A 25,118-nucleotide genomic window follows, 5' to 3' on the forward strand; every position below is an offset into this window, starting at 1 on the left:
TGTCGTCAGAAAGGAAGAGAAACAAATGATTAATCGCAAAAGTGCGCGTGAGATAGAAATGATGCGGGCAGCAGGTCAGCTGCTTGCCGATATCCATAAAGAAATTCGTAACATGATCAAGCCAGGGGTCACAACAATGGAAATTGATTCATTCGTAGAAGGCTATTTGGCTAAGCATGGCGCAACAGCTGAACAGAAGGGCTACAATGGCTATGCATATGCAACTTGTGCTTCTATCAATGATGAAATCTGTCACGGATTCCCAAGAAATGAACCATTGAAAAATGGTGATATCGTAACAATCGATATGGTTGTAAACTTAAATGGCGGTCTAGCAGACTCTGCATGGACCTATGGGGTCGGTGAGATCAGTGAAGCGGCACAGCGCTTGCTTGACGTAACTAAAGAATCCTTATACAAAGGAATTGAAAAAGCTCAGCCTGGTGCGAGGATCGGTGACATCGGCCATGCAATCCAGCAATACGCAGAAGCAGAAGGCTTTTCAGTCGTGCGTGATTTCACAGGACATGGAATTGGACCTACCATCCATGAAGATCCGCATATTCCGCACTTTGGTTTGCCAAACAAAGGACCACGCCTGAAAGAAGGTATGGTCATCACAATCGAACCGATGCTCAATATCGGCGAATGGGGCAGCCAGATGGACGATAACAACTGGACTGCTCGTACAGTTGACGGTTCTTTGTCCGCTCAATATGAACATACGATCGTCATCACAAAAGATGGTCCAGTCATCCTGACAAATCAGGATGAAGAATAAAGAGGAGCCTATACCACTAGTTGGTATAGGCTTTTTTCATGGCTCGATATGGATGAAAGTATGAAAGATGTCATGCTTCCTGATGAGTATTCTTTCCAATCTTTCTGTAATGGCATGGCTTTCTTTCACATTGAGGGAGGCATCGACCCGGATGATGACATCTACGAGAGATTGATTTCCGTGCAGCCTCGCCTTGATTTCGACTACCTCCAAAACATCTTTATCCTCGAGGATACTGTGACGGATTTTTGACAACCTGTCCACATCATATCCATCCGTAAGGGAATAAGTAGCATCATAGAAAATATCCCATGCTGTCTTGCAAATCAGTATCCCGACGATGAACCCAGCCAGCGGATCAAGCCAATAATAGCCGAATTGGGCACCGAAGATCCCCACAAAAGCACCTATACTGACCAAGCCATCAGATCTGTTATCCTGCGCGGCTGCCATAAGGGCCGGGCTTTTGATTCGCTTGGCCAAGGCGGAATTGTAACGGTATACGAGCATCATGACAATGGCTGCGCCCAAAGCGGTCCAGCCTGTGAGCATATCTGGCTGAACATAATCAGGTTCCATTAAACGCTCAAATGTATCAAATAGAACATGGAGACCAACAGAGATCATGATAAAGGCTGCAACGAGAGAAGCAATTGTTTCCGCCCGGAAATGCCCGTATCTGTGGTCGGAGTCAGGCGGTTTGCGGGAAATGCGCAGACCGACTAGTACGGCGACGGAAGCTACGACATCTGTTGTATTGTTCAGCCCATCGGCAAGCAAGGCATCTGAATCCCCGATATAGGCGACAAGCAATTTGATGAAGGATAGCAGCAAATACGCTGCGATGCTGAGCAAAGCTCCTCTCTCACCAGCTTTCAGATTATCATACTGGCCCATATGTAAAATTTCCTCCGATCTGATTCTGAAGCAGGAACGGTTAATGCCTGTCCAGAATGGGTACAAGATAATACATTATATTCTTCTGCGAGATCATTATACGAAGGGGTTGAAAAAAATGAGTCAGGAAAAGATCATTATTGAAGGCAGCTTGGAAGGGGTACGGTTTTACAAGGAACTGGATATCGTGATCGGCCCTGAAGCAGAGACGCCGGAGCGAGCGATCATCCGCTTTTACGGAAGCGATGCAGAAAACTTCGAGAAGCTGGCCCGTGAACAAGGCTGGCGTAATTGTTACTGGACTTATGCAGATCATCAAGCCCTGATGCAGGCAAATTAATCCCAGATTTATCTGGGATTTTTTTTATTGGATAAAAAACTCCTGTCTTGCAGAAAATGAAAGTAGTTTGTGAAAGGCAGGAGACGACATATGGGTGAAAAGAATGCTTCAACAAGTAAATTAGGTAAATCACCAAAGGATATGCGCTGGGCAATTGTAGCATTGGCATCTATCCCTTTGATCATGACACTTGGGAACAGCATGCTGCTGCCGGTGTTGCCTTTGATGGAAGAGGAATTGGACATAACCAAGCTGCAATCAAGTTTCATCATCACATTCTATTCCATTGTAGCCATCATATTCATACCTATCGCAGGCTTCTTATCTGACCGATTCGGACGGAAAGCGGTCATTCTGCCTTCACTGGTTATTGCTGGAGCTGGCGGACTTATAGCCGGTATATTTGCCGTTGGCAGTGATAATCCGTATATCTGGATTTTGATAGGAAGGATTCTCCAGGGAATAGGTGTTGCTGGTGCAGCACCAGTTGTACTACCGCTTGTCGGGGATATGTTTGAAAAAGAAGAAGATGTCAGTGCCACATTAGGTATTGTGGAAACAGCCAATACTTTCGGAAAAGTATTGAGTCCTGTACTCGGAGCGCTGTTGGCAGGGTTTATCTGGTATCTGCCTTTTTATGCAATCCCCGTTTTTTGTGCTATATCCTTCTTATTGATCCTCTTTCTTATCAAAAAGCCGAAAGATGATAAAAAAGGCAATGATTTCAAGACATTTATGAAAAACACGAAAGCGACATTCCATGAACATGGAGGCTGGCTGACAGCTACTTTCTTGATTGGTGCCATTCTTATGTTTATTCTCTTCGGCATTTTGTTCTACTTGAGTACAGTACTGGAAGAGGAATATGGCATGCACGGTATACTGAAGGGTGCAGTTTTGGCAATACCACTGGCTGCGTTGTGCCTGGCATCCTATCTGACAGGTAAATGGATTAAAAATAACGGAAAGCTGATGAAATGGATTATTTTCACAGGAGTGGTCGTTGCAGGTGTCGTAACAATCGCTCTCTATTTCTCGAAGGGCGTTTTCTTCATGATGGCGGTTTTCCTTGTTGCTGGTGTAGGAATTGGAGCCGGACTGCCTTGTTTGGATTCTTTGGTTACAAGTAATATGGAAAAGGATGTCCGCGGAACAATCACGTCATTATTAAGTGCCATGCGATATGTCGGTGTTGCCGCTGGTCCGCCTGCTGTAGCCATTTTGTTGAAAGTGGATTTTATTTGGTTGATCGTTACATTTGCTGGAGCAGCTTTTGTTGCAGCATTACTGACATTGAAATTTGTCAAACCGCCTGATCCGAATGAACAAAAACATCACCCTGTTCCGCATTTACATTAATTTAACGAACAAATCAGAAAATTGTTGCAAAATTAATGTGAATCCAGCATAATGGAAAAAAGGAACCAGGGGGAATCGTTCCATGAAAAAGCATAAAGTTGTCTATCGTCTGCAAAGAACGAAGAGGAAGCGTGCTTATGTTACTGCTAAACGGGAAATTTCGTTTGAAGTGAAGCTGGCCACAAGACTTATGCTGGATGAATTTTATTTTACCTGGAACAAGAGTAGACTGGAAGCACAAATCAATGAGTGTATAGACCAAAGAGACACGGAACGATTCAAAGAGTTAAGTGCAGCTTACCGCCCCTATACGTTCGAATAACATAATAATTTTACAGGACCTGTTTCGTCATTGGACAAGGCAGGTCTTTTTACGTGCGAAAAATAGTGGCACCTATGCTATAATATCCTCAAAACGAGATGTACGAAGAGGAGATTTTAGAAATGAAGCGTTTGATGCTGTTTGCTGCGCTTAGCGCTGTGTTAGTTGCAGCTGGATGTCAAAATCAGCAAACAAGCCAGAATCAAGACACAAATGAAAATACTACTGCCGAAAAGCAGACAGAGAATCAGCAGGCAGAGCAGCCGCAGGAAGAAGATAAAGCTGCCGGGGAGCAGACAGCTGAGGCTAAGCCTGATCAGCATCAAGAAGAAGCGGAAGATGTGGTAGGCACAATCGAGAAGCCGGTAACGGTTGATAACCCCGATAGTATCGAAGTTGTCGTAAACAAAACCAGGAAGTTTCCGGATGGCTGGGAACCAAAGGACTTAGTTGAGCCGGACGTGCCTTTTTACTTCAGTGAGCACCTGGAAAAGCGGAAAATGCGTAAGGAAGCAGCAGAAGCATTGGAAGAGCTGTTTGCCGCTTCCCAGAAGGACGGAATGGAACTGGTAGCAGCAAGCGGATACCGTTCAGAAGCAAGGCAAAAGGAAATTTACGAAAATAATGTGGCGACCCAAGGACAAGAAGAGACGGATAAAGTATCTTCCAGACCTGGCCGCAGTGAACACCAAACAGGGCTTGCTATCGATTTGACTTCTGCAGAGATGGCGTTGGCGCTGGAGGAAACGTTCATCGATACAGATGAAGGAAAATGGCTGGCAGAGCATGCACATGAATATGGCTATATCATTCGCTATCCGGAAGGAAAGTCCGATATTACCGGTTACAGCTATGAGCCATGGCACATCCGTTATGTCGGAAAAGATCTGGCGAAGCAAATATATGAAGAAGGAACAACATTGGAGGAGCATTTCCAAATGGAGTCCGATCTGAAGAGCTGAAAAAGAGCCACTGTCCTAATGGGCAGTGGCTCCAATTTATGTGATGGGAGGTCACATACAGATTTAGCGGCATAATTAGTATGTATGCCAAAGACTTACTTGTCCAAGTGTGCTTATAGGTACTGCACGGAATAAATTGATTGATTATTAACTCAACTCGATTCTAACATATTGTAAACAGGAAAGGTAGCGAAATTATTAAATTTTTTCAAAAATGAAAAGATGGCCAACCTTCCGAAGATGATAGCCGCAAATTTGGTGATTTTTTGTTACAATAAAGGTGCCTTATCAAATGAAGACTTTGGAGAGGGGAAGTAAAATGGAATTTCGTATGGAGAAGGATACTATTGGTGAAATTCAGGTTCCTGCAGACAAGTTTTGGGGAGCACAAACACAGCGAAGCAGAGAGAATTTTCCGATAGGTACAGAAAGAATGCCGAAAGAAATTGTATACGCTTTCGCTTTACTCAAGAAAAGTGCCGCAAAGGCAAATCATGATTTAGGTTTACTGGAAAAAGATAAAAGTGATGCAATCGGTTATGCCGCAGATCAGATTATTAGCGGCGAGCTGGATGAGCATTTTCCACTAGTTGTCTGGCAGACAGGCAGCGGGACACAATCGAATATGAACGTCAATGAAGTGATCGCTTTTGTCGGAAACAAGTGGCTTGAAGAACATGGAAAAGAAGTGCGTTTGCATCCAAATGATGATGTCAACAAGTCTCAAAGCTCCAACGACACTTACCCGACAGCTCTACATATAGCAGCTGTGACCCAGCTGGAAGATGTGGTATTGCCAGCTTTGGATCAGCTTAAAACAACGTTGAAGGAAAAATCTGATGCATATCAGGATATCGTGAAAATAGGCCGTACGCATTTACAGGACGCAACACCGCTCACGCTCGGGCAGGAAATCAGCGGCTGGCATCGAATGCTGGAAAAATCCGAACAGATGATCAGGACAAGCCTGCCTTTTGTGCAGGAATTGGCTATCGGCGGTACAGCAGTCGGAACAGGATTGAATGCACATCCTGATTTCTCTGAGAAGGTTTGCCGCGAACTATCCGAAGCCAGCGGCAAAGAATTCAGTTCTGCGGTAAACAAGTTCCATGCTCTTACAAGTCATGATGAAATTGTGTATGCGCATGGTGCGCTGAAGGGTCTTGCAGCTGATATGATGAAGATAGCCAATGATGTGCGCTGGCTGGCAAGCGGGCCGCGCTGCGGAATTGGTGAAATCGAGATTCCTGCTAATGAACCTGGCAGCTCCATCATGCCTGGTAAAGTCAATCCTACGCAGAGCGAAGCAGTTACAATGGTAGCTGTTCAAGTGATGGGAAATGATGCTGCAATCGGATTTGCAGCTAGCCAAGGAAATTTCGAACTGAATGTTTTCAAACCGGTCATTGCTTATAACTTCATCCAATCTGCGCAGCTTTTGGCAGATAGTATGTTGTCCTTTAATGACCGATGTGTGGTTGGTCTTGAACCGAACCGGGAAAAAATCGCAAAAAATCTTCATGATAGCTTGATGCTTGTTACTGCTTTGAACCCGCATATCGGTTATGAAAATGCTGCGAAGATTGCTAAAAAAGCATTTGCGGAAAATTCAACATTGAAAGAAGCAGCGATAGCTAGCGGATTACTGACAGAAGAACAATTTGATTCGTACATCAAACCTGAGGAAATGACCTATCCGAAATGATTGCCATGTTTGACCAGCAGTACCAATAAGTAAGCCTGATAAAAAACGCCTTCCTGCCCAAACTATAGGCATAGGAGGTGAACAAACATGGCGAACAACAACAGCTCAAACCAATTGCTAGTACCTGGCGTACAACAAGCACTAGATCAAATGAAATACGAAATCGCACAAGAATTCGGTGTAGGTCTTGATGGCAACGAAACTTCTCGTGCAAACGGATCTGTCGGTGGAGAGATCACTAAACGTCTTGTAGCTTCTGCGCAGTCTCAGCTTAGCGGCGGACAATTCTAATTGAATATTGATGGCAAGGGAGGCACCGTTTAGGTGCCTCTTTCTTTATGGAAGGTTATGCAGGGCCAAGTAAAGGGCAAAAGCATCCTGGAATTTCCGGATGTCGAGACCGGTTTTCTCTGTTAACTTGTCCAAACGATAATTCAGGCTATTGCGGTGTATATATAATTTCTTCGCTGTCAGAGTAAGATTTTGGTTGCAAGTAAAATACATACGGACCGTACGGAGAAGTTCGACATCCTCATTCAATCCTTGCAGGATGTGATGCATGATATATTTACGGTCCGTCTCTGGAAGCAGCATACTGATCAGCTGAGGTAGAGCATCATGGAAATGAAGCACGTGTTTGGCTGAATGGGATGGAATCTGTCTGTATGCTGTAAGCAGCCACTCATATTGTTCTGAAGCATCTTTCACTGAATGGAGCCAAGGACTTACAAATAGTCGGAGCGGAACAGATAAATCATACATAAGCATATCGACGATTTTTTCATAAGAAATAGGTTCCGCCTGACGGCTTTCAATCAGCATACCCGTCTGTTTCGTGAACCAGAGGCATGCTAGTGGATGATCGGTCAGACTGTCCATTGCTTCCCTGAACACCTCAGGTTTAACATGCCCTTCTATAGTAAAGAAAATGAAGCGGCAGCCGGAAGCATATAAGGAATTTTCCGTTAATTCATCCGTCTTACTTTCGTTGTGGAGCAGCTGATACCAGGCTGTATCTGTACTGCTGCCAGTCGGTATGGTGACGGGCGAACCAATGTGATGAAGCAAGGCAAGCTCGCGTCCGTTCAGCTGATCAGCGGGCAGACCGATAAGCTCCCCATCCTCCAATCGAAACCAATGGTACGTATTTGTATCGAGTCCATTGAGGCTGTCTGCCGTTTTTATACCTGAAAATAGTCTTTCCAGTTCCTCTATCATACGCACTTCTCCTATCCAGACAATCTGTTTCTTTGTAATTGGTGTCATTTGTATTATACTAAAACCGAAGTAAACAGAAAGGTCGATACAACATGAATAGTGGAGATATCTGGTTGATTTTGTCCATGGCGCTTATTGGTGCCTTGATTGGCGGTATCACGAATTACTTGGCGATTAAGATGCTGTTTAAGCCCCATCGAGCTATATATATAGGGAAATGGCGGGTTCCATTTACCCCGGGATTGATTCCTAAACGCAGAAGTGACTTGGCCCGGTCGCTTGGAAAAACGGTTGTTGATCATTTACTTACGCCAAAAGGAATGCAAGCTAAACTGATTGATGAAAACTTCCAAATGAAGGTTAACACATGGGCTAAGCAGGAGCTGTTCCGTTTCCTTCGTTCTGAGCGTACACCTCGTCAACTATTGTCTGATTTGAATATAACTGTTGAAACAGATGAACTGCATACAAAAACTGCTGCGTTATTAATAACACAGCTGGAAAAACAGGCGGAGAAGGAACTAGGCAGCCTGCTGCCGGAAGAATTGAAAGAAAAGACAGAAGCAGCAGCTGACAGGGCAGGTTTGCATATCCAGCATATGCTTGTGACTTATGTGGATAGCTATGACGGCAGGCGGAAGATACAGGAGCTTGTCCAAAGCTTTCTGCAAGGAAGAGGATTTCTTGGCAGCATGCTATCCTCCTTTATGGACCCTAATAGTGCGGTTGATAAAATTCAGCCTGTGATTATTGAATCAGTAGGGGCAGAGGGCACACATCGCTGGCTCCATCAGCTGCTCACTAATGAGCTGAATAAGCTGATGAGCAAGAAAGTAGGCGAAGTGACAGAAACCATCGGACAAGAAACAGTGGAAGATGCCATTCAGCAAGTAGTCAGGAAATCGATACCATTTGATGAGCTGCTGGATACGCCGATCAAAGTATACATGCAAGACATACATGACGATGTATTTGAAAGTAAGCTGACTCTATTGGTTGGACGAGTACTTCAACGTCTTTCTGAACAGGTGCCTGTTATTATGGAACAATTGGAGCTTGCCAAGATGGTCGAAAAAGAAGTATCCGGCTTCCCGCTGGAACGTGTTGAAGAGCTTGTCCTGGCCATTTCCAACAAGGAATTCAAATTGATCACATACCTCGGGTTCCTGCTGGGTGGTATCATTGGAATCGTCCAGGGAGTTATCGCACTCTTTATCTGATGGCTCGAACTATACAGCGCTCTGTCGGTTTGTTATAGTGGAACTTGAGTAAAAATGAGGAGGTACGTACCCATGGCTAATATGTACGATCATGCGTATGACTTAGAAAAAGCAATCCGCGAAAGTGAAGAATTCAAAGGCTTGAAAGCCGCTTATGATACGGTAATGAACGACGCATCTTCCAAGCAGATGTTCGAAAACTTCCGTAACATCCAACTTGAATTGCAGCAAAAACAAATGCAAGGTCAAGAAATTACGGAAGAAGAAGTACAAAAAGCGCAGAGCGTGGTCCAAGTAGTTCAGCAGAACGAACAGATTGCGAAATTGATGGAGCAAGAACAGCGTTTGAACATTGCAATCAATGATATCAGCCGAATCATCACAAAACCTTTGGAAGAGCTTTACGGTCAGCCGGAGGAGTAAGAAATAACCTCTTTGCCATATGGCAGGGAGGTTTTCTTTTGTTTTGAAACCGAACGTGCATTCGTAAAGCGTGCATGCTACTATAGAAGCAAACGACTATTAGAAAGGACCCTTTATGCTGCCTAAACTAACCTTCATTCATGCTGCCGATCTTCATCTGGACAGCCAAATGGAAGGGTTGACTGCTGCGCATCCAGCTATGAAAAGCCGTTTGCAGGACAGTACCTTCCAAGCATTGAAACAGCTAGTACGAAGTGCAACAACCAATAAAGTGGATTTTGTCTTACTGGCAGGGGATATCTTTGATTCCAATAGGCAATCTCTCAAAGCACTCGTTGCTTTGCGCGAAGCTTTTAAAGAACTTGATGAGCAATGTATCGATGTGTACATGCTGTATGGAAATCACGATTTCACAGGTGCAAAACCAATGATGACGTATCCGGATAATGTACATATCTTCCAGTCTGACAAAGTGGAAACCTTCTTCTATGAGAAGAAGGGCGAGCCAGCAGCGGCAATCCATGGTTTCAGTTATACGACAAGACATATCAAAACAAAAAAGGCTCTGGAATACGAAGCAAAAGGAGAAGGGATTCATCAGATAGGCATGCTTCACGGCAGTCTGGGGACAGGAAGTGATGCAGATGTCTATGCACCCTTCAGTCTAGATGAGCTGAGACAGACCGGCTTTGATTATTGGGCGCTGGGGCATATCCATAAGCGCGAAGTATTGTCCGAACAGCCGCCAATTGTCTACCCGGGAAATATTCAGGGCAGACATCGGAAAGAGTCCGGGGAAAAGGGCTGCTATTTGGTGGAATTGGAGGGACAATCGTGTACAAGGACGTTTCTTCCTTTACAGGATATTCGGTTCGAAACAGTGGGAATAGATGTCAAAGAAGGAGCATCATTATATGAAGTGGAACGGGACTTGGTAGAAAGGTGTAGGAATTGGGAAGAAGCGTTTGGTCATGCAGTCCTCCACGTAGTCTTCCATGGGCCTGCACATTTGTTGATGCGGTGGAGTCAGGAGGAACGTTTGGATGAGTTGATGGAGATTATAAATGAGCAGCAGCTTCTTGGCAGCCAGCTCCTGCTTGCTGGTTTTTCTGTTCAGGCAACGCTTGACTTGAAGGAAGAGCAGCTCCTGGAGCGAAACGATTTTACTGCTGCGCTGTACAAAACTACTTATACAGCGGATGAAATGACACGCAGTTTGGAGGAGTTGATGGGAAACCGTCAGTTCCGTAAAATCAAGCAGTCTTATACCGAGGAAGAATTACAGGGAATGCTGGAGGAAGCGAAACAACTGCTGATCCAAACTTTATTGGAGGTAGAATGACGATGCGCATCAGCGGCGGACATATTTATGATTTTGGTAAATGGCATGATTATACGTTCGATTTCCAGGACAGCTCGCTTGTTATCGTACAGGGAGAAAATGAGGCTGGCAAATCCACCCTGAAAGCCTTTCTAATATACATGTTATTCGGGATGCGTCCAAGGGAGCTTGAAGCCTATAAACCAAGAACAGGCGGTACTCCAGGCGGACGGCTCCATCTCTGTTTACCTGATGGAGAAGCAGTTGTCGAACGGATCCTTGACCAGCACAATGGACAGGCTGTTTGTTATATAGGTTCCGAGCAAAAAGATCAGCAATGGCTTGATAGTCAGCTTGGCGGCATGGATGCTTCTGCATTTCGCCAAGTTTTCACATTAGATACGCAGGCACTTGTTTCCTTGCAGCTGACAGACAAGGAGCAGCTGGGACAAGTCCTATTGGATGCAGGGCAAACAGGGTCAGCTGTCGTTCACAAGCTGGAAAAAAAGCTCCAGCAGGAATTGCAGCAGCTATTTCGTCCACACGGAAGGAAGCCAAAAATCAATGCATTGCTGCAAACCTTCTCCGAACAGGAACGCTTTGTTTTCGAGCTGACAGGAAAGGAAGCAGCATATCTTCCGGATAAAGAGAAATTACAGGAAATACTTTATAAAGCAGAGGAATTACAGAAGCGAAAAGCGGACCTGCGCGCGCAGATGAGTGTCCAGAAGAAACTATTACAGGCCATACCATGGCAGAAGAAAGCGTCATTCGCCAAGGGACAGCTGAACCAACTTTCGCATGTTGAGGGATTTCCATCTGATGGATTCGAGGTGATGCAGAAAATCCAGCATCAGCTGCAGCCTTTGGAAGCCCAATATCATGTCCATGCAAAGGAATCTGCTTTGATCCATAAAGATTTGGTGTCAGCAGAAGACCAGCTTTTGAAAGATAACTTGTATAAGGAATTGTATGATCTGGCAGCCAGGACGGATTGGGTAGCCATAAATGAAAGAATGCAGCAAATAGAACAAGAACGTGATCACCTTCAAAATCAATTAGCAGGTGTGCGCCTCAGCTACCCATATCCAGAAAAATTCACTTGGGATTCTAGTATGGCGGAAGCTGCCGAGCAATGGCGTACGCTCCAGGAACAAATGATGATCCTGCATGCCGAGAGGGAACGTATTCAACAAGCTATCGCTGCAAAAAGACAGGAAATAGATAAAATTGATCATCTGCAAGAAAGGATCCATCGAAGCTTACTATCAGAAAAAGAATATCGGGAACTCCATCACAAGAAAGACAGAAAACATGCAGCAAATCATTCGCGTAAGACAGCATTCTCACCAATTACCCTCTTGCTAGTTTTTTCGGTGCTAGTAAGTGGTATTGGTATTCTGAGTGCAAATTGGCTCTTGGCTGGAAGCGGAATTTTTCTTCTGATCGGTGCAGTCTTGAATTGGCGTATGGCTCATCGGCCTTTCAGTAATCCTGAGCGCTCTTCCTATATATCAGAAAAACTGGCAGAACAGCAGGAACTGCGAGTTCGCTGGCGTCAATTGGAGGAGCAGCGTCATCCCTTGGAAGTACAGCTTATGGATTTACAGCAGGATCAGTCAAAGCAGGAGATCCAAAGGGAAAGTTTGCAGCAAAAGAAAGCGATGCAGCTGGAGGTGTTCCCTTCCTTAAAGGACGTGCCGCTGGTTCATTGGGAAAAGGCCGTCCAAGAGTGGAGAACAAGGGCCCAGCTGGCAGATATGCTGAACAAGGTCAACAAAGAGCACGAAGCGCAGCAGCTTCGCTTTGCGAATTCTTCTGATCGGCTGCGTAGCATCTTGAATCTGCCGAACGATTTATCAACAGAAAAAACAATTGAACAAGCAGAATATGTGATCGAGACACAGCAAAAGCTAAGACATGCGAAAGAACAGCTGATTGTTCGCCAGCAGGAAATACAGCAGCACATACACAGTCTGGATAAGCAGCTCAAGCCTTTGCAGGAACAAAAGGCAAATCTTCTTAGAAGTGCCGAAGCTAAAGATGACAAACAGTTCCTGGTGTTAGCTGAACAATTTCGAAATAGGACACAGCTTATGGAAGAATTGGACCATTATCATCTGCAGATAAGAGCTATCCTGCCTGATGGAGAGCATGCATCAGAAGAATTGGAAAACAAACAGGATAAGGTAGAGCAAGTAATCGCCAGACTTGAAACGGAACAGGGGCTTGTGGAAGAAGAGCTGGATAACAATCGGCAGCGTGCTGCCAAGCTGCAAGTGAAGCTTGCTGACTTGGAATCAGATACAACAGCATCTGCAGCTTATCATGAGCTGCAGCAGCAGAAGCAGATGCTGACAGCTGCTGGACGAAAGTGGGCTGTACAAAAACTCGCTTATGATATGCTGCTTCAAACAAAAAGATCGTTTCAGGAAGAACGATTCCCACTCGTCCTTGGCGAAGCAAGTGAATTATTTTCCAAAGTGGCAGATCAGTATAGCGGACTGGGACTGACTGAGGCAGGGAGTTTGGTTGTAAAGGATCAATACAGCAGAAATATCGCTGTGGAGCAGCTTTCCAGAGGCACGATTGAACAGCTTTATATTTGCCTGCGGCTGGCGCTCTCACGGAACCTTGGTGCACAGCAGAGCTTACCGTTATTGATTGACGATGCATTCAATCATACAGATCGTGGAAGAAGAGCGCGCTTTCTGCCTATACTCCAGGCTGCTGCAGATGTGCAGCAAATCATTTTGTTTACATGGGAAGCACCCATATCTGAATGGACTCAGGAGTTTACATTGTTCCAGCTTGAAAAAACGCAGAAAACTGGCTCATTGTAACGTTTTAGCATTCGCAAAAAGGCGATAATAATGGTAAACTTATTAAGATAAAAATTGGATTTTTGTAAGCTGGAGGGTCGGGCAGTGCCGAGTAACGAAGAAAATTGGGCTAAATACGAGGAATCGATCGAAAAATTCATACAGGTTATTGCTAAGAATATGAATTTATATGGGATTACCTCATCTGTTGGCCGACTATATGGTGCGCTTTATTTTGCGGATCAACCAATGACATTGGATGATATGAGAGATGCTTTGGAAATGAGCAAGACGAGCATGTCCACAGGTGTCAGAGCATTAGCCGAGATGAAAATGGTAGAAACGGCATATAAGAAAGGTATGCGGAAGGATCTATATAAATCGGAGGAAGACTGGTACAAATCTTTTACGTCAATTTTCGGTAATAAGTGGGAGAAAAGCACTCAATCGAATTTGGAAGAAGCGGAGGAGACGATTGAGGAACTGAAGCAGCTGAAGGAATATGCTGATGATCCGGAACTGATTGGCAAGATCGATAAAGACATTGACCGCCTTCTGTACGCTCGTGATTATTACACGTGGCTTCTGCAATTCATACATGTGGTTGAATCAGGAGAAATATTCAAATACGTTCCAAAGCCGCCAAAGAGATAAAGGGCATTGGAGCATGATGCCCTTGCTAGCATAGTAAGGGCTGTATTTATGAGGGAGGAGAATAGCGTTGAAAAAAGGTATTGGGTATTTCCAGGTCGGAGATAAATTCGATAGCTTTCTGCTGATCAAACAAGCAGACAAAGCTATCGCAAGTAATGGAAAGGCTTTTTTGACATTGATATTAGGTGATGATACCGGAGATATCGAGGCGAAGCTCTGGGATGCTTCACCTGCGGATGAACAGCGATATCAAGCAGATCAAGTAATTAAAGTCCAAGGTGAGGTGAACGCTTTCCGCGGACGTCTGCAGCTTAAAATACAAGCTATTCGGTTGGCAGAACCGAATGATGGCGTGCATGCACATGACTTCGTCAAGCGAGCGCCGCTTTCGAAGGAACAGCTGCTGGAAGAATTGACATCATTTATTTTTGATATGGAAAATCCGAATTTGCAGCGAATAACGCGATATTTCCTATCCAATTATCAGGAGCAGCTGCTTGCTTATCCAGCAGCCGTACGTAATCATCACGAGTTTGTTTCCGGACTTGCATTCCATGTCGTATCGATGCTGCGTATCGCGCGCGAGTTGAAAAACTTATATCCGGAAATCAATAAAGATCTGCTTTATGCAGGAATCATCCTCCATGATATCGGTAAACTGCGGGAATTGTCCGGGGCTACGAATCCTACCTACACGGTGGAAGGAAAGCTGCTTGGCCACATTTCGATCATGTCGGATGAGATTGCCCAAGCAGCAAGGGAATTGCAAATCGAAGCTGAAGAAGTGATGATTTTGCAGCATATGATCTTAAGTCACCATGGAAAAGGGGAATGGGGCAGTCCGAAGCCGCCGCTCGTGCGTGAAGCCGAGCTCCTTCATATGATCGACTTGATTGATGCGAAAATGAATACGCTGCAGCGTGTCATGGATAAAGTAGCGCCGGGAGATTTTTCGGAGCGTGTCTTTTCTTTGGAGAACCGCAGCTTTTATAAACCTGCTTTCGAGCGGGAGTGAAAGATAGAGAGAAAAATAGAATAGAGGGAATACTATGAGATGGAAGGATTGGGATCGGAATCTAAAGATCCGCTTACTTGGGGAAGCTATGATGAACTTCTTGTTCTGGGCCTACTTCCCGTTCATGACGATCTTTTTCCAGGATGCATTCGGGAAAGACAGGGCTGGATGGCTGCTCATGTTATCCCAAGTGCTTTCCGTGCTGGCAAGTTTGGTAGGTGGATATTGTGCTGATCGTTTTGGCCGGAGAAGGATGATGAGTATCGCAGTTGCTGGGCAATCTGTTACCTTCCTGGTGTTCGCATTTGCGAATTCACCGTGGCTGACGTCATCGGCCCTGACATTCCTTTCATTCAGCTTCCTGGGCATTTGGAGTGCGCTGTATTGGCCTGCATCACATGCCATGGTAGCGGATGTAGTTCAGGAAAAACATCGGGCATCGGTTTTTGCTGTCTTTTATACAAGCGTTAATATTGCTGTAGTGGTAGGACCATTAATCGGGACCGTGCTATTTTACTCGTACCGTTTCCAGATGCTGCTGGCTGGATTCCTGCTTACTGCCATTCTATTTGTAATCATGCAAGTATTCATTCGGGAAACAGTGCCGCAGAAGAGACTGGAAAAAGCAGAACATGCTGCATGGTACAAAGCCGTCTGGAAAGAACTTCAGACGTATCGCATCATTGCCAGAGACCGGACTTTCCTCCTTTTCATCGTGGCGGGTGTGCTTGTGGCGCAAACGTTCATGCAGCTGGATATCCTGATAGCTGTTTATACGAGCGAGGTCATCTCCAATCAAACTGTCTTTGCACTTGGTGATTTCCGGATAGAAGTGGATGGAAAACAAGCGTTTTCACTTATCCTGGCTTTAAATGGTCTATTAGTAGCTATATTTACGGTATTCACAACAAAGTTTGTCACCAAATTCCGGATTGCCCGTGTATTTGTCGCATCAAGTATTGCCTATGCGGCTGGTATTTGGCTTTACGGGTTGACGGAAAGCTTCTGGATTTTTGTAGTCGCAATCATCCTATTTACAATCGGGGAGCTTATGGTAGTCGGCTTGCAGGAAAGCTTTGTTGCGACATTGGCTTCAGAAGAAAGCCGTGGACAATACTTTTCAGCAGCAAGTCTTCGCTTTACGCTTGGGAAGGTACTTGCACCGCTCAGCCTTGTGCTCGTAAGCTATATGAGTTATCAGCTCACATTCACTATCCTTGCCTTGTTGGCTCTTGTCAGTGCCTTCGTCTATAATATGATGTTCAAGCGCTATCACAAAGAACAGCGAGCGGCATCATAATCTATGTCTAAATCCTTGTCCGCTGGCATAGATATTACACAACAAGGACAAGGGGGTATTACAATGCCGGATATTCCATTGTGGGTCATGCTTGTTTTTCTCTGCATGGTCGGCAGCGGCTTCATGGCATTCCGTACGCAGCGGCATGATTATCAAACAGAGAAACAATTCATCGAGCGTGAAGGAAATGTTTATATGGAGCGCATGGAGGAAGAGAAAGCAAGACGTGCAGATAAAAAGTAAAAAGAAAGACCGAAACGAATTCGTTTCGGTCTTTTTCCTTTTCCTTTATCAGCCGGAAGTTGTTGATGTAGAAGTCATATCATCGATCAAATCTTTGTATTCGTCGATTTTGATATCAAAGTCTGCATCTTTCAAGATTTTGTTGATTTTCTCTTGCTGCTCAGCGGAATCTACTTTTTGGATAGCTAGTTCTGTCTTGATTTGATCACGTTCTTCATCAAGGGAACCAACTTCCTCTTCCGTATCACGAGTATCATCCAAGCGAATGATGTGCCAGCCAAAACTGGATTCTACTGGATCACTGATTTCACCTTTTTTCAGTTTGTAAGCAGCATCTTCAAAAGCAGCATCCATTGTACCAGCAGTGAACCAGTCCAAAGAGCCGTTATTTTCTACTGTGCCAGTATCAGTGGAATATTCTTCAACAAGTTTATCCCACTCTTCACCGTCATCAAGCTTTTGTTTTACTTCTTTCGCTGTATCTTCATCAGCAACAAGAATGTGGCTTGCATTTAAATCTGTTTTCATATGATCATAGCGAGTTTGTATTTCTTCATCAGAAACATCCACGCCGTCTGCAATTGCCTGTTGTTGAAGAAGGCTTGTTTTCACAGATTCACGGAAGGCGTCTTCATCTGCATAACCGGCTTGCTGCAGGACAGATTCAAAAGTATCTCCGTACTGATCCTTCAGTGTGTCCACCTGTTCGTCAATTTGTTCTTTGTCCACATCATATTTATCGTCAAGGGCCTTTTCCAGAACCATTGTCTGCAATACTTGAGAACCGTATTTGTCACTTAGTTCCTGATAGTAATCCTCTTTAGAGATGTCCCCAGCTTTTGATTCTACCACTGTCTCACCGGAACCACATGCTGATAGTGCGACAACGCTTGTCGCGAATACTGCAGCGATAGCCAATTTCTTCATGAAAACAAACACTCCTAATCCACTTATATTTGATTGGCGGCTTGTCCGCCGTTTCCCCATAAGACAATATATCATATATTCAAGGGTAAAAGGCAACCTGTGGAGGCAATTCCACAGTTTTTCCATATGTAAAAACGCTCCAGGAGGGAGCGTCATTTAACTAAAATATCATAGCTTTTGTCTGTTCCTGCAATGACACACTTTCGCGGCGCCTGCAATAAGTTAGAAAGGTAAAAGCCGTCTGAAAATGTCATAGCTGCATTCACACTGATAAGAAGGATATAATAGATAGGCATTGTATCCATGAAAATCGCCGCCGCAAGCAAGGGCAGTGTAATTAGTACAGTCGGCATGATCAAGGAAATAAACGGAATAATGCGGCTTGTTTCATTCCTGACCTTGAAATGCAGGTTCGGGATAAATTGTCCGAGCCAATGCAGTTTATACTCACAGCGCTTCCCTGTCATCCAAAAAGGAATCAAATGCGTGATCCCGTGGATGAATGGAAGTAAATATAGAGAAATTAATACAAGTATGAGACCTGTTTCTTTCATTTCCATTTTTGGATGGATCAGCGTCAGCATCGGATAAAGAATGATGAAAGTCAGAATTCCGATCATCGAGGAAATAAGGCATATCCGATTGGTACCGAGATCTTTCTTCACATCGACACTTCTCCAGCAATTCATGTCCGGTTGCTCCCTTCAGTTGACTTAAAAATAGGGTGAGCTTTCTTCACTTAAGAGATAATAGTACGTTTGATCGGGAAAATCAATAGCTTTCCTGGAAATTTTACTTTAAAATATAAGAACAAGATCCGTTCATAGGAAACGGTCAGTTTGAGAGACAAAGGAAGCGTTTTTATGGAGGAAGAAAAAAAGAGTACGCTGTCTTTTCATCTGCATTTGATTGCAGAGACTGGAGTGTTGGATAAATACCCTTTTCGTAAGCTTCTCATTGAACGGAATATAAATGAGGAGGAGTATGCTGCTGTCCTGAAAATGCTCCAGCGGCTTAACCGCTTATATAAGGAGCAAAAGGAAGAAGGCTTGCTTGATTACACGTCGCTGCTCCTGGAATTCGTCGGTATGCTGCCCGAGAAGCTGTATTATTGGGATGTGCTGCTGGCACTTCGTGAGGAGAAGCAGGATGATACATATAAAGGTCTGGTAGATGAACTGATTTTATTGGATATGAAAAACCGCTATTAGCATGAGCTGATGGCGGTTATTTTTTTATCAACAGCCTGGTTAGGGTAAGGGATAGTTATTTGAGTGAAAATCTAATCCTGTCCATTTAATTTGCACGCTGCTATAGAGTGATTGGACGATTTTCTACATATAATATAGCCGTCAAGGAAGTCTCTGTAACAGACAGGAAAACAGCGCCATTCATGTTGCTTTTTCTTTGAATTGCGTGAACCCTTCATGAAACGAAAATATACTATCTCACAGCATATAGGAGCATTTTGGCGTAAATAGATGCAAAACAAACGTATACTTTGTACAGTATATTCTGTACGTACTATACGTTCAGATACAACGATTCATTTTGTTTGATTTGTTTGTTTTTTATGTTTAGTATTAATAGGGTCGAAACAACGCTATGGGAAAATATTCCTAATTATTACAGATAAGTTACAGAAGACTAGTGAAAAAGAGGTGAATACTGTGCCGATTATCAAAGTAGAAAATCTTTCTAAAGTATTCGGAAAAAATACAAAGACTGCTCTGCAATTAGCGGAAGCCGGTAAGACAAAAGAGGAGATTCTAAAAGAAACAGGAAGCACAGTTGGTGTCAATCGCGCATCATTTGAAGTAGAAGCCGGTGAAATCTTCGTTATCATGGGTCTTTCAGGAAGTGGTAAATCCACTTTGGTTCGACTCATTAATCGTCTGATCGAACCGACAACAGGTAACATTTATATTGATGGAGAAAATCTGGCGAAGATGGACAAAAAGGAACTCCGCCGTGTTCGCCGGGAAAAGCTGAGCATGGTATTCCAGCGATTCGGTCTATTCCCGAACCGCACGATTCTGCAGAATACAGAATACGGATTGGAAGTACAAGGAATCAGCAAACAGGAAAGAACGAAAAAAGCGAAAGAGTCCTTGGAGCTTGTTGGTTTGGGAAGCTATCTTGACCAATATCCAGATCAATTATCCGGAGGGATGCAGCAGCGTGTCGGACTGGCACGTGCACTGGCAAATGATCCCGAGGTGATGCTGATGGATGAAGCTTTCTCAGCACTTGATCCACTTATACGCAAAGATATGCAGGATGAGTTATTGGATTTGCAGGAAACAATGAAGAAGACGATCCTGTTTATCACGCATGATTTAGATGAGGCACTCCGCATTGGTGATCGCATCGCCTTGATGAAGGACGGTCATATCGTTCAAATCGGTACGCCTGAGGAAATACTTATCAATCCGGCAAATAAATTTGTTGAGAAATTCGTTGAGGACGTTGACCGGGCAAAAGTACTTAATGCCCACCAAATCATGAAACGACCAGAAACAGTCAATATAGATAAGCATGGTCCTCGTGTTGCGCTTGAGCGCATGCGTGAAGCAGGTCTATCCAGTATCTTTGTGGTGGATAGCAAACGCATGCTGCAAGGGATCATTACGGCTGATGCAGCGAATGAAGCTAGAAAGAACGAAGTGAAAAATCTATCAGAAATCATTCAGCGGGATGTACCGACAGTGGAAAAGGATACACCGCTGCATGACTTATTCGCAGTCATCCATGATTCGCCAATTCCGATAGCAGTCACAGAGAACGGAAAGTTATTGGGAATTATCGTCAGAGGTGCTGTTATCGGTGCGCTTGCTGGTGAGGGCGAGGTGAATGACCATGCTTAATTTCATGGAAAATATTAATACAATACCAGTTGGAGAGTGGATGACTACTTTCGTCGACTGGATGACAAATACATTTGCCTTCTTATTCGATCCGATCAAGGAAGGTTTGGGAAGCTTCATGAGCATCATTACGGATGGCTTGTCTGCCATTCCTCCAGTTATTTTCATTTTGGTTGTTGCTATATTGGCCTTTTTCATGACTGGGAAGAAATTTGGTTTAGCGATATTCAGCATTATTGGTTTATTGTTTATCTGGAATCAAGATCTTTGGGGTCAGCTGATTGAAACGTTCACACTTGTGCTGACTGCCAGTATCCTTTGTGTCATCATCGGTATCCCGATTGGTATCCTAATGGCAAAAAGTAAGATTGCCGAAACTATCATTACACCTATACTGGACTTTATGCAAACAATGCCAGCTTTCGTTTACCTGATTCCAGCTGTTGCTTTCTTCAGTATTGGTGTTGTTCCGGGTATTTTTGCTTCCCTGGTATTTGCAACACCGCCAACAGTCCGTTTTACGAATCTTGGTATTCGCCAAGTATCCGATGAGTTAGTCGAAGCAGCGGATGCTTTCGGATCGACTGGACCGCAGAAGTTATTCAAAGTAGAGCTGCCTATGGCAAAATACACAATCATGGCAGGTGTCAACCAAACGGTTATGCTTGCTCTATCCATGGTCGTTATTGCTTCCATGATCGGTGCACCTGGTCTTGGCCGTGAAGTATTGGCATCCTTGCAGCGTGCACAGGTTGGTCCTGGATTCGTAGCTGGACTCTGTATTTTTGTGCTGGCTATCATCATTGACCGGTTTACACAAAACATTTATAAGAACAAATCAAAATAACTGATAAAGCCTGTAACAGGCTTTCCGTTAGGTGATAAAAGGAGAGTTCGGTTACATGAAGAAGTGGAAAACACTAGGTGTCGCAGCTGGTCTGGCAATGACACTGGTAGCAGCAGGCTGCGGAAATGAAAGCTCCAGCTCAGACAGCCTCAGTCAGCAAGTGGATTACACAGTAACAGGTATCGAAGCGGGTGCCGGCGTCATGAAGGCAACGGAAAAGGCATTTGAAGACTATCAGCTTGACGGCTGGGAGATCATGCCGTCTTCAAGTGGTGTTATGACAATTGCGCTGGATGATGCTATCGAGGACAAGAAGCCGATTATTATCACAGGCTGGACCCCGCACTGGATGTTCGCGAAATATGACCTTAAATATCTGGAAGATCCAAAAGGCTCCTACGGCGGAGCAGAAGCCCTTCATACACTCACACGCCAAGGTTTTGCAGATGATATACCTGGTGCCAATAAGGTCCTTGATCAGTTTAACTGGGATGTTGAGGATATGGAAGAAGTGATGCTGGAGATAAATAATGGAGCTGATCCGGCAGAAGCAGCACGAAAATGGGTAGATGCGCACGCTGATAAGGTGTCGGAATGGACAAAGGGTGCTGAAGAAGGCACTGGACAGGAAGTAAGTCTGGTTTATGTAGAATGGGATTCCGAGGTTGCATCTACTAATGTCTTGAAAGTTGTCTTGGATGATTTAGGCTATAAAACAGAGATAACTCCGCTTGATAATGCTATCATGTGGCAGGCAGTGGCGCAGGGCGAGGCAGATGCAACAGCATCCGCATGGCTGCCTACGACGCATGGTGATCTTTACGAGGAATATAAGGATCAAATTGTTGATTTGGGTGCCAGCCTCGAAGGTGCAAGAACTGGTTTAGTCGTTCCTAGTTATGTAGATGCAGATTCTATCGAAGATTTGCAGCCTAAAGATTGATTATGGAGACCCCTTCCTATAGGAAGGGGTTTTTCAATAGAATGAATATTTCTGAACGGATAAAATAAAGATTCCAAATTAAACCGCTATCAGCTCGAGCTGGTAGCGGTTATTTTTTCGAGTATTGCAGCTGCGTCCTCGTGGAATTGAAGGCTGCTGGATAGTTTCTCCTGCATATGCTTCCAATCGGGATCATCTTCCGGAATGGTCTGTCTTAACTGCTCCATAGCTTCAAACTGCCGGTTTGTCTGGGTATGCCATTGTTTGACTTGCAGTGTCATCAGCTTTTTATATAAAGGCTCGACATTCGTATAATAATCCTTCCTTGAGCCTTTGACCCACACACGATCAACGAGTTCCAAGTGAGATAAATTACGGATAGCTATATTTACAGCTGTTTTACTTTTTCCGATGAACTTTGCCATTTGATCCAAGGTAAGTGAACGGTTCTCAATATATAACACGGCAAGCAGCCGGGCCTCAGTGGCTGACAAACGAAACATTTCACCTGTCCTCGTCAATTCCATTATAAGCGCCTCGTATGATGAAATTCTTTCATTCACTATAGTTGTTACCTCCCCTTACCCTTGCAGTTGTACTAAGCTTACATGATATGAAAGGTTAAAGGAACTGCTATCTTACACAGCATTTAAGAGCATAAAGGAGGAAATAGGAGGAAAAGTGCCGTTAAAGTTTGTTCAGTATATTCTGTACGAACTTTATGGACTGAAATGACAATTTATAGAGTTTGTGTTGTATGAACTTTTTCTTTAACATAAATTGAGTCGAGTCATTGTTACAAAGAGTTATCTTAATGATGACAATCATGTTACAGAAAAAAGAGGTGAATGCTGTGCCGATTATAAAAGTAGAAAATCTCTCCAAGGTATTCGGTAAGAATACGAAGGCTGCATTGCAATTGGCAGAAGCCGGCAAGACAAAGGAAGAGATTTTAAAAGAAACTGGAAGCACAGTTGGTGTGAATCGTGCATCATTCGAAGTGGAAGCGGGTGAAATCTTCGTCATCATGGGTCTTTCAGGGAGTGGTAAATCGACATTGGTCCGTCTGATCAACCGCCTGATCGAGCCTACAACAGGCGATGTTTATATTGATGGAGAAAACTTAGCGAAGATGGATAAGAAGGAGCTTCGCCGAGTACGCCGGCAAAAGCTGAGTATGGTATTCCAGCGATTCGGATTATTTCCGAACAGAACGATTTTGCAGAATGCAGAATATGGACTGGAAGTGCAAGGAATGAGCAAACAAGAAAGAAGCGAAAAAGCGAAGACATCCTTGGAGCTTGTTGGACTGGGAAGCTATCTTGACCAATATCCAGATCAATTATCCGGAGGGATGCAGCAGCGTGTCGGACTGGCACGTGCGCTGGCAAATGATCCTGAAGTGATGCTGATGGATGAAGCTTTTTCTGCCTTGGATCCGCTTATCCGGAAAGATATGCAAGATGAACTATTGGACCTGCAAGAAACAATGAAAAAAACGATCTTATTCATCACACATGATTTGGACGAGGCACTCCGTATCGGTGACCGCATCGCATTGATGAAAGACGGAAACATTGTCCAAATCGGTACGCCTGAAGAAATCCTCATGAATCCGGCCAATAGTTATGTCGAGAAGTTCGTCGAAGATGTGGATCGCGCGAAAGTACTCACTGCTCAGCAGATCATGAAAAGACCAGAAACTGTCAACATAGAAAAACATGGACCTCGTGTGGCATTGGAGCGTATGAGGGAAGCAGGTCTGTCGAGCATCCTGGTTGTCGATAGCAAAAGAGCACTGCAAGGAATCATCACTGCCGATGCAGCGAATGAAGCCAGAAAGAACGAAGTGAAAAACCTATCGGAAATTATCCAGCGAGATGTGCCGACAGTAGAGAAGGACACACCGCTGCATGACTTGTTCGCGGTCATCCACGATTCGCCGGTTCCGTTAGCAGTCACGGAGAACGGCAAGCTATTAGGAATTATCGTCAGAGGTGCAGTTATCGGTGCGCTTGCTGGTGAGGGTGAGGTGAACGGGAATGCTTAATTTTATGGAAAATATAGAGGCTTTGCCAGTTGCAGAATGGACAACTGATTTTGTTAGTTGGCTAACAGATACATTTGCTTTCTTGTTCGATCCAATTAAGGATGGACTAGGAGATTTAATGGATGTAATCACATCAGGTCTCGATGCTATTCCTCCTGTCATTTTCATTTTGCTAGTCGCAATATTGGCCTTCTTCATGACAGGTAAGAAATTCGGATTAGCAATATTCAGTATTGTAGGATTGCTGTTCATTTGGAATCAAGGGTTATGGGATCAATTGATTGATACGTTTACACTTGTACTGACATCCAGTATTTTGTGCATTATCATCGGTATTCCGATTGGTATCCTGATGTCCAAAAGTAAAATTGCGCAAACGATCATCACGCCGATTCTTGACTTCATGCAGACAATGCCTGCCTTCGTCTATTTAATTCCCGCAGTTGCTTTCTTCAGCATCGGGGTTGTACCGGGTATTTTTGCTTCCCTGATTTTTGCAACACCTCCAACTGTCCGTTTCACGAATCTTGGTATCCGCCAAGTTTCGGAGGAGCTGGTAGAGGCGGCAGATGCCTTCGGTTCAACAGGACCACAGAAGCTATTTAAAGTGGAATTGCCGATGGCGAAGTACACAATCATGGCTGGTATCAACCAAACTGTTATGCTGGCTCTTTCCATGGTCGTAATCGCATCCATGATTGGTGCACCAGGTCTTGGCCGTGAAGTACTGTCTTCCTTACAGCGAGCACAGGTTGGTCCTGGTTTCGTAGCGGGGCTAAGCATCGTAGTACTTGCAATCATCATTGACCGTTTTACACAGAACATCTACAAAGATAGATCAAATAAGTGATATAGCCTGAAACAGGCTTTCAATAACTAAAGGAAAAGGGGAGTTCGATTAC

26 protein-coding genes are annotated in these 25,118 nt (G+C 44.2%); 21 read left to right on the forward strand and 5 right to left on the reverse strand.

The window, feature by feature from the left end; genetic code table 11:
- The first annotated feature begins 25 nt into the window (after nt 1-25).
- A complete protein-coding gene (gene map / locus SFC25_RS14530) occupies nt 26-781 on the forward strand; it encodes a type I methionyl aminopeptidase (RefSeq protein WP_411215975.1) in 756 nt (251 codons plus the stop codon).
- A gap of 36 nt (nt 782-817) precedes the next feature.
- On the opposite strand, the gene SFC25_RS14535 is transcribed toward map, so the two are convergent.
- Complete coding sequence (locus SFC25_RS14535; RefSeq protein WP_411215976.1) at nt 818-1,678, reverse strand: cation diffusion facilitator family transporter; 861 nt, start codon at nt 1,676-1,678, stop codon at nt 818-820.
- Nucleotides 1,679-1,796: 118 nt separating this feature from the next.
- On the opposite strand from SFC25_RS14535, the gene SFC25_RS14540 reads away from it, so the two are divergent.
- The 6 genes from SFC25_RS14540 (at nt 1,797) to SFC25_RS14565 (ending at nt 6,657) form a co-directional block, all read left to right on the forward strand.
- On the forward strand, nt 1,797-2,018 hold the full coding sequence (locus SFC25_RS14540) for a hypothetical protein (protein WP_411215977.1): 222 nt from the start codon (nt 1,797-1,799) through the stop codon (nt 2,016-2,018).
- Nucleotides 2,019-2,108: 90 nt separating this feature from the next.
- On the forward strand, nt 2,109-3,377 hold the full coding sequence (locus SFC25_RS14545) for an MFS transporter (RefSeq protein ID WP_411215978.1): 1,269 nt from the start codon (nt 2,109-2,111) through the stop codon (nt 3,375-3,377).
- Between the two features lie 82 nt (nt 3,378-3,459).
- On the forward strand, nt 3,460-3,699 hold the full coding sequence (locus SFC25_RS14550) for an IDEAL domain-containing protein (RefSeq protein ID WP_411215979.1): 240 nt from the start codon (nt 3,460-3,462) through the stop codon (nt 3,697-3,699).
- A gap of 122 nt (nt 3,700-3,821) precedes the next feature.
- On the forward strand, nt 3,822-4,661 hold the full coding sequence (locus tag SFC25_RS14555) for a M15 family metallopeptidase (RefSeq protein ID WP_411215980.1): 840 nt from the start codon (nt 3,822-3,824) through the stop codon (nt 4,659-4,661).
- A gap of 319 nt (nt 4,662-4,980) precedes the next feature.
- Complete coding sequence (gene fumC, locus SFC25_RS14560; protein WP_411215981.1) at nt 4,981-6,366, forward strand: class II fumarate hydratase; 1,386 nt, start codon at nt 4,981-4,983, stop codon at nt 6,364-6,366.
- An 87-nt stretch (nt 6,367-6,453) separates the two neighbouring features.
- Nucleotides 6,454-6,657 (forward strand): alpha/beta-type small acid-soluble spore protein, encoded by a 204-nt coding sequence (locus tag SFC25_RS14565; protein ID WP_411215982.1) that lies wholly within the window; start codon nt 6,454-6,456, stop codon nt 6,655-6,657.
- A gap of 45 nt (nt 6,658-6,702) precedes the next feature.
- Here SFC25_RS14565 and SFC25_RS14570 read toward each other — a convergent pair whose 3' ends face one another.
- On the reverse strand, nt 6,703-7,584 hold the full coding sequence (locus SFC25_RS14570; RefSeq protein WP_411215983.1) for a PucR family transcriptional regulator: 882 nt from the start codon (nt 7,582-7,584) through the stop codon (nt 6,703-6,705).
- A 92-nt stretch (nt 7,585-7,676) separates the two neighbouring features.
- On the opposite strand from SFC25_RS14570, the gene SFC25_RS14575 reads away from it, so the two are divergent.
- From SFC25_RS14575 to SFC25_RS14610, 8 genes are all read left to right on the forward strand, one after another.
- A complete protein-coding gene (locus tag SFC25_RS14575; RefSeq protein WP_411215984.1) occupies nt 7,677-8,804 on the forward strand; it encodes a DUF445 domain-containing protein in 1,128 nt (375 codons plus the stop codon).
- Between the two features lie 72 nt (nt 8,805-8,876).
- The gene (locus SFC25_RS14580; RefSeq protein ID WP_411215985.1) at nt 8,877-9,227 is read left to right on the forward strand and encodes a YlbF/YmcA family competence regulator; all 351 of its coding nucleotides are present in this window, start codon (nt 8,877-8,879) and stop codon (nt 9,225-9,227) included.
- A 115-nt stretch (nt 9,228-9,342) separates the two neighbouring features.
- Nucleotides 9,343-10,569 carry a metallophosphoesterase family protein gene (locus SFC25_RS14585; protein ID WP_411215986.1) on the forward strand — a complete coding sequence of 409 codons (1,227 nt, stop codon included), beginning with the start codon at nt 9,343-9,345 and terminating at the stop codon, nt 10,567-10,569.
- On the forward strand, nt 10,566-13,391 hold the full coding sequence (locus tag SFC25_RS14590; protein WP_411215987.1) for an ATP-binding protein: 2,826 nt from the start codon (nt 10,566-10,568) through the stop codon (nt 13,389-13,391). The genes SFC25_RS14585 and SFC25_RS14590 overlap by 4 nt, the downstream gene beginning before the upstream one ends.
- An 84-nt stretch (nt 13,392-13,475) precedes the next feature.
- Nucleotides 13,476-14,024: a GbsR/MarR family transcriptional regulator gene (locus SFC25_RS14595; RefSeq protein ID WP_411215988.1), complete on the forward strand. Its 549-nt coding sequence runs from the start codon at nt 13,476-13,478 to the stop codon at nt 14,022-14,024.
- A 67-nt stretch (nt 14,025-14,091) separates the two neighbouring features.
- Complete coding sequence (yhaM, locus tag SFC25_RS14600; RefSeq protein ID WP_411215989.1) at nt 14,092-15,039, forward strand: 3'-5' exoribonuclease YhaM; 948 nt, start codon at nt 14,092-14,094, stop codon at nt 15,037-15,039.
- Between the two features lie 34 nt (nt 15,040-15,073).
- Nucleotides 15,074-16,339 carry an MDR family MFS transporter gene (locus SFC25_RS14605; RefSeq protein ID WP_411215990.1) on the forward strand — a complete coding sequence of 422 codons (1,266 nt, stop codon included), beginning with the start codon at nt 15,074-15,076 and terminating at the stop codon, nt 16,337-16,339.
- A gap of 63 nt (nt 16,340-16,402) precedes the next feature.
- Nucleotides 16,403-16,582: a sporulation YhaL family protein gene (locus SFC25_RS14610; protein WP_411215991.1), complete on the forward strand. Its 180-nt coding sequence runs from the start codon at nt 16,403-16,405 to the stop codon at nt 16,580-16,582.
- A 48-nt stretch (nt 16,583-16,630) separates the two neighbouring features.
- Here SFC25_RS14610 and SFC25_RS14615 read toward each other — a convergent pair whose 3' ends face one another.
- On the reverse strand, nt 16,631-17,509 hold the full coding sequence (locus tag SFC25_RS14615) for a peptidylprolyl isomerase (protein WP_411215992.1): 879 nt from the start codon (nt 17,507-17,509) through the stop codon (nt 16,631-16,633).
- Nucleotides 17,510-17,661: 152 nt separating this feature from the next.
- Nucleotides 17,662-18,198, reverse strand: a complete 537-nt coding sequence (locus SFC25_RS14620) for a DUF3267 domain-containing protein (RefSeq protein WP_411215993.1) — start codon at nt 18,196-18,198, stop codon at nt 17,662-17,664.
- Between the two features lie 174 nt (nt 18,199-18,372).
- On the opposite strand from SFC25_RS14620, the gene SFC25_RS14625 reads away from it, so the two are divergent.
- The 4 genes from SFC25_RS14625 (at nt 18,373) to SFC25_RS14640 (ending at nt 22,166) form a co-directional block, all read left to right on the forward strand.
- The gene (locus SFC25_RS14625; protein WP_411215994.1) at nt 18,373-18,720 is read left to right on the forward strand and encodes a DUF1878 family protein; all 348 of its coding nucleotides are present in this window, start codon (nt 18,373-18,375) and stop codon (nt 18,718-18,720) included.
- A 459-nt stretch (nt 18,721-19,179) separates the two neighbouring features.
- Nucleotides 19,180-20,376 carry a quaternary amine ABC transporter ATP-binding protein gene (locus tag SFC25_RS14630; protein ID WP_411215995.1) on the forward strand — a complete coding sequence of 399 codons (1,197 nt, stop codon included), beginning with the start codon at nt 19,180-19,182 and terminating at the stop codon, nt 20,374-20,376.
- Nucleotides 20,369-21,223, forward strand: a complete 855-nt coding sequence (locus SFC25_RS14635) for an ABC transporter permease (RefSeq protein ID WP_411215996.1) — start codon at nt 20,369-20,371, stop codon at nt 21,221-21,223. The genes SFC25_RS14630 and SFC25_RS14635 overlap by 8 nt, the downstream gene beginning before the upstream one ends.
- Before the next feature lie 55 nt (nt 21,224-21,278).
- Nucleotides 21,279-22,166 (forward strand): glycine betaine ABC transporter substrate-binding protein, encoded by an 888-nt coding sequence (locus SFC25_RS14640; RefSeq protein ID WP_411215997.1) that lies wholly within the window; start codon nt 21,279-21,281, stop codon nt 22,164-22,166.
- An 89-nt stretch (nt 22,167-22,255) separates the two neighbouring features.
- Here the strand turns inward: SFC25_RS14640 and SFC25_RS14645 are convergent, their stop codons facing one another.
- Nucleotides 22,256-22,693, reverse strand: coding sequence for a GbsR/MarR family transcriptional regulator (locus tag SFC25_RS14645; protein ID WP_411215998.1), 438 nt, complete (start codon nt 22,691-22,693; stop codon nt 22,256-22,258).
- Nucleotides 22,694-23,019: 326 nt separating this feature from the next.
- Between SFC25_RS14645 and SFC25_RS14650 the strand changes: the two genes are divergently transcribed.
- Both SFC25_RS14650 and SFC25_RS14655 read left to right on the forward strand, forming a co-directional pair.
- On the forward strand, nt 23,020-24,216 hold the full coding sequence (locus SFC25_RS14650) for a quaternary amine ABC transporter ATP-binding protein (protein WP_411216102.1): 1,197 nt from the start codon (nt 23,020-23,022) through the stop codon (nt 24,214-24,216).
- Nucleotides 24,209-25,066 carry an ABC transporter permease gene (locus SFC25_RS14655; protein ID WP_411215999.1) on the forward strand — a complete coding sequence of 286 codons (858 nt, stop codon included), beginning with the start codon at nt 24,209-24,211 and terminating at the stop codon, nt 25,064-25,066. The genes SFC25_RS14650 and SFC25_RS14655 overlap by 8 nt, the downstream gene beginning before the upstream one ends.
- Nucleotides 25,067-25,118: the final 52 nt, after the last annotated feature.

The sequence above is a fragment of the Terribacillus saccharophilus genome, assembly GCF_046592595.1.
GTDB lineage: Bacteria > Bacillota > Bacilli > Bacillales > Amphibacillaceae > Terribacillus > Terribacillus saccharophilus_C.

What these genes read in the sequence shown, in the direction of transcription:
- map (WP_411215975.1), top strand. Translation starts at nt 26, where the DNA reads ATGATTAATCGCAAAAGTGCGCGTGAGATAGAAATGATGCGGGCAGCA.
- SFC25_RS14535 (WP_411215976.1), bottom strand. Translation starts at nt 1,678, where the DNA reads ATGGGCCAGTATGATAATCTGAAAGCTGGTGAGAGAGGAGCTTTGCTC.
- SFC25_RS14540 (WP_411215977.1), top strand. Translation starts at nt 1,797, where the DNA reads ATGAGTCAGGAAAAGATCATTATTGAAGGCAGCTTGGAAGGGGTACGG.
- SFC25_RS14545 (WP_411215978.1), top strand. Translation starts at nt 2,109, where the DNA reads ATGGGTGAAAAGAATGCTTCAACAAGTAAATTAGGTAAATCACCAAAG.
- SFC25_RS14550 (WP_411215979.1), top strand. Translation starts at nt 3,460, where the DNA reads ATGAAAAAGCATAAAGTTGTCTATCGTCTGCAAAGAACGAAGAGGAAG.
- SFC25_RS14555 (WP_411215980.1), top strand. Translation starts at nt 3,822, where the DNA reads ATGAAGCGTTTGATGCTGTTTGCTGCGCTTAGCGCTGTGTTAGTTGCA.
- fumC (WP_411215981.1), top strand. Translation starts at nt 4,981, where the DNA reads ATGGAATTTCGTATGGAGAAGGATACTATTGGTGAAATTCAGGTTCCT.
- SFC25_RS14565 (WP_411215982.1), top strand. Translation starts at nt 6,454, where the DNA reads ATGGCGAACAACAACAGCTCAAACCAATTGCTAGTACCTGGCGTACAA.
- SFC25_RS14570 (WP_411215983.1), bottom strand. Translation starts at nt 7,584, where the DNA reads ATGATAGAGGAACTGGAAAGACTATTTTCAGGTATAAAAACGGCAGAC.
- SFC25_RS14575 (WP_411215984.1), top strand. Translation starts at nt 7,677, where the DNA reads ATGAATAGTGGAGATATCTGGTTGATTTTGTCCATGGCGCTTATTGGT.
- SFC25_RS14580 (WP_411215985.1), top strand. Translation starts at nt 8,877, where the DNA reads ATGGCTAATATGTACGATCATGCGTATGACTTAGAAAAAGCAATCCGC.
- SFC25_RS14585 (WP_411215986.1), top strand. Translation starts at nt 9,343, where the DNA reads ATGCTGCCTAAACTAACCTTCATTCATGCTGCCGATCTTCATCTGGAC.
- SFC25_RS14590 (WP_411215987.1), top strand. Translation starts at nt 10,566, where the DNA reads ATGACGATGCGCATCAGCGGCGGACATATTTATGATTTTGGTAAATGG.
- SFC25_RS14605 (WP_411215990.1), top strand. Translation starts at nt 15,074, where the DNA reads ATGAGATGGAAGGATTGGGATCGGAATCTAAAGATCCGCTTACTTGGG.
- SFC25_RS14610 (WP_411215991.1), top strand. Translation starts at nt 16,403, where the DNA reads ATGCCGGATATTCCATTGTGGGTCATGCTTGTTTTTCTCTGCATGGTC.
- SFC25_RS14615 (WP_411215992.1), bottom strand. Translation starts at nt 17,509, where the DNA reads ATGAAGAAATTGGCTATCGCTGCAGTATTCGCGACAAGCGTTGTCGCA.
- SFC25_RS14620 (WP_411215993.1), bottom strand. Translation starts at nt 18,198, where the DNA reads ATGAATTGCTGGAGAAGTGTCGATGTGAAGAAAGATCTCGGTACCAAT.
- SFC25_RS14625 (WP_411215994.1), top strand. Translation starts at nt 18,373, where the DNA reads ATGGAGGAAGAAAAAAAGAGTACGCTGTCTTTTCATCTGCATTTGATT.
- SFC25_RS14635 (WP_411215996.1), top strand. Translation starts at nt 20,369, where the DNA reads ATGCTTAATTTCATGGAAAATATTAATACAATACCAGTTGGAGAGTGG.
- SFC25_RS14640 (WP_411215997.1), top strand. Translation starts at nt 21,279, where the DNA reads ATGAAGAAGTGGAAAACACTAGGTGTCGCAGCTGGTCTGGCAATGACA.
- SFC25_RS14645 (WP_411215998.1), bottom strand. Translation starts at nt 22,693, where the DNA reads ATGGAATTGACGAGGACAGGTGAAATGTTTCGTTTGTCAGCCACTGAG.
- SFC25_RS14655 (WP_411215999.1), top strand. Translation starts at nt 24,209, where the DNA reads ATGCTTAATTTTATGGAAAATATAGAGGCTTTGCCAGTTGCAGAATGG.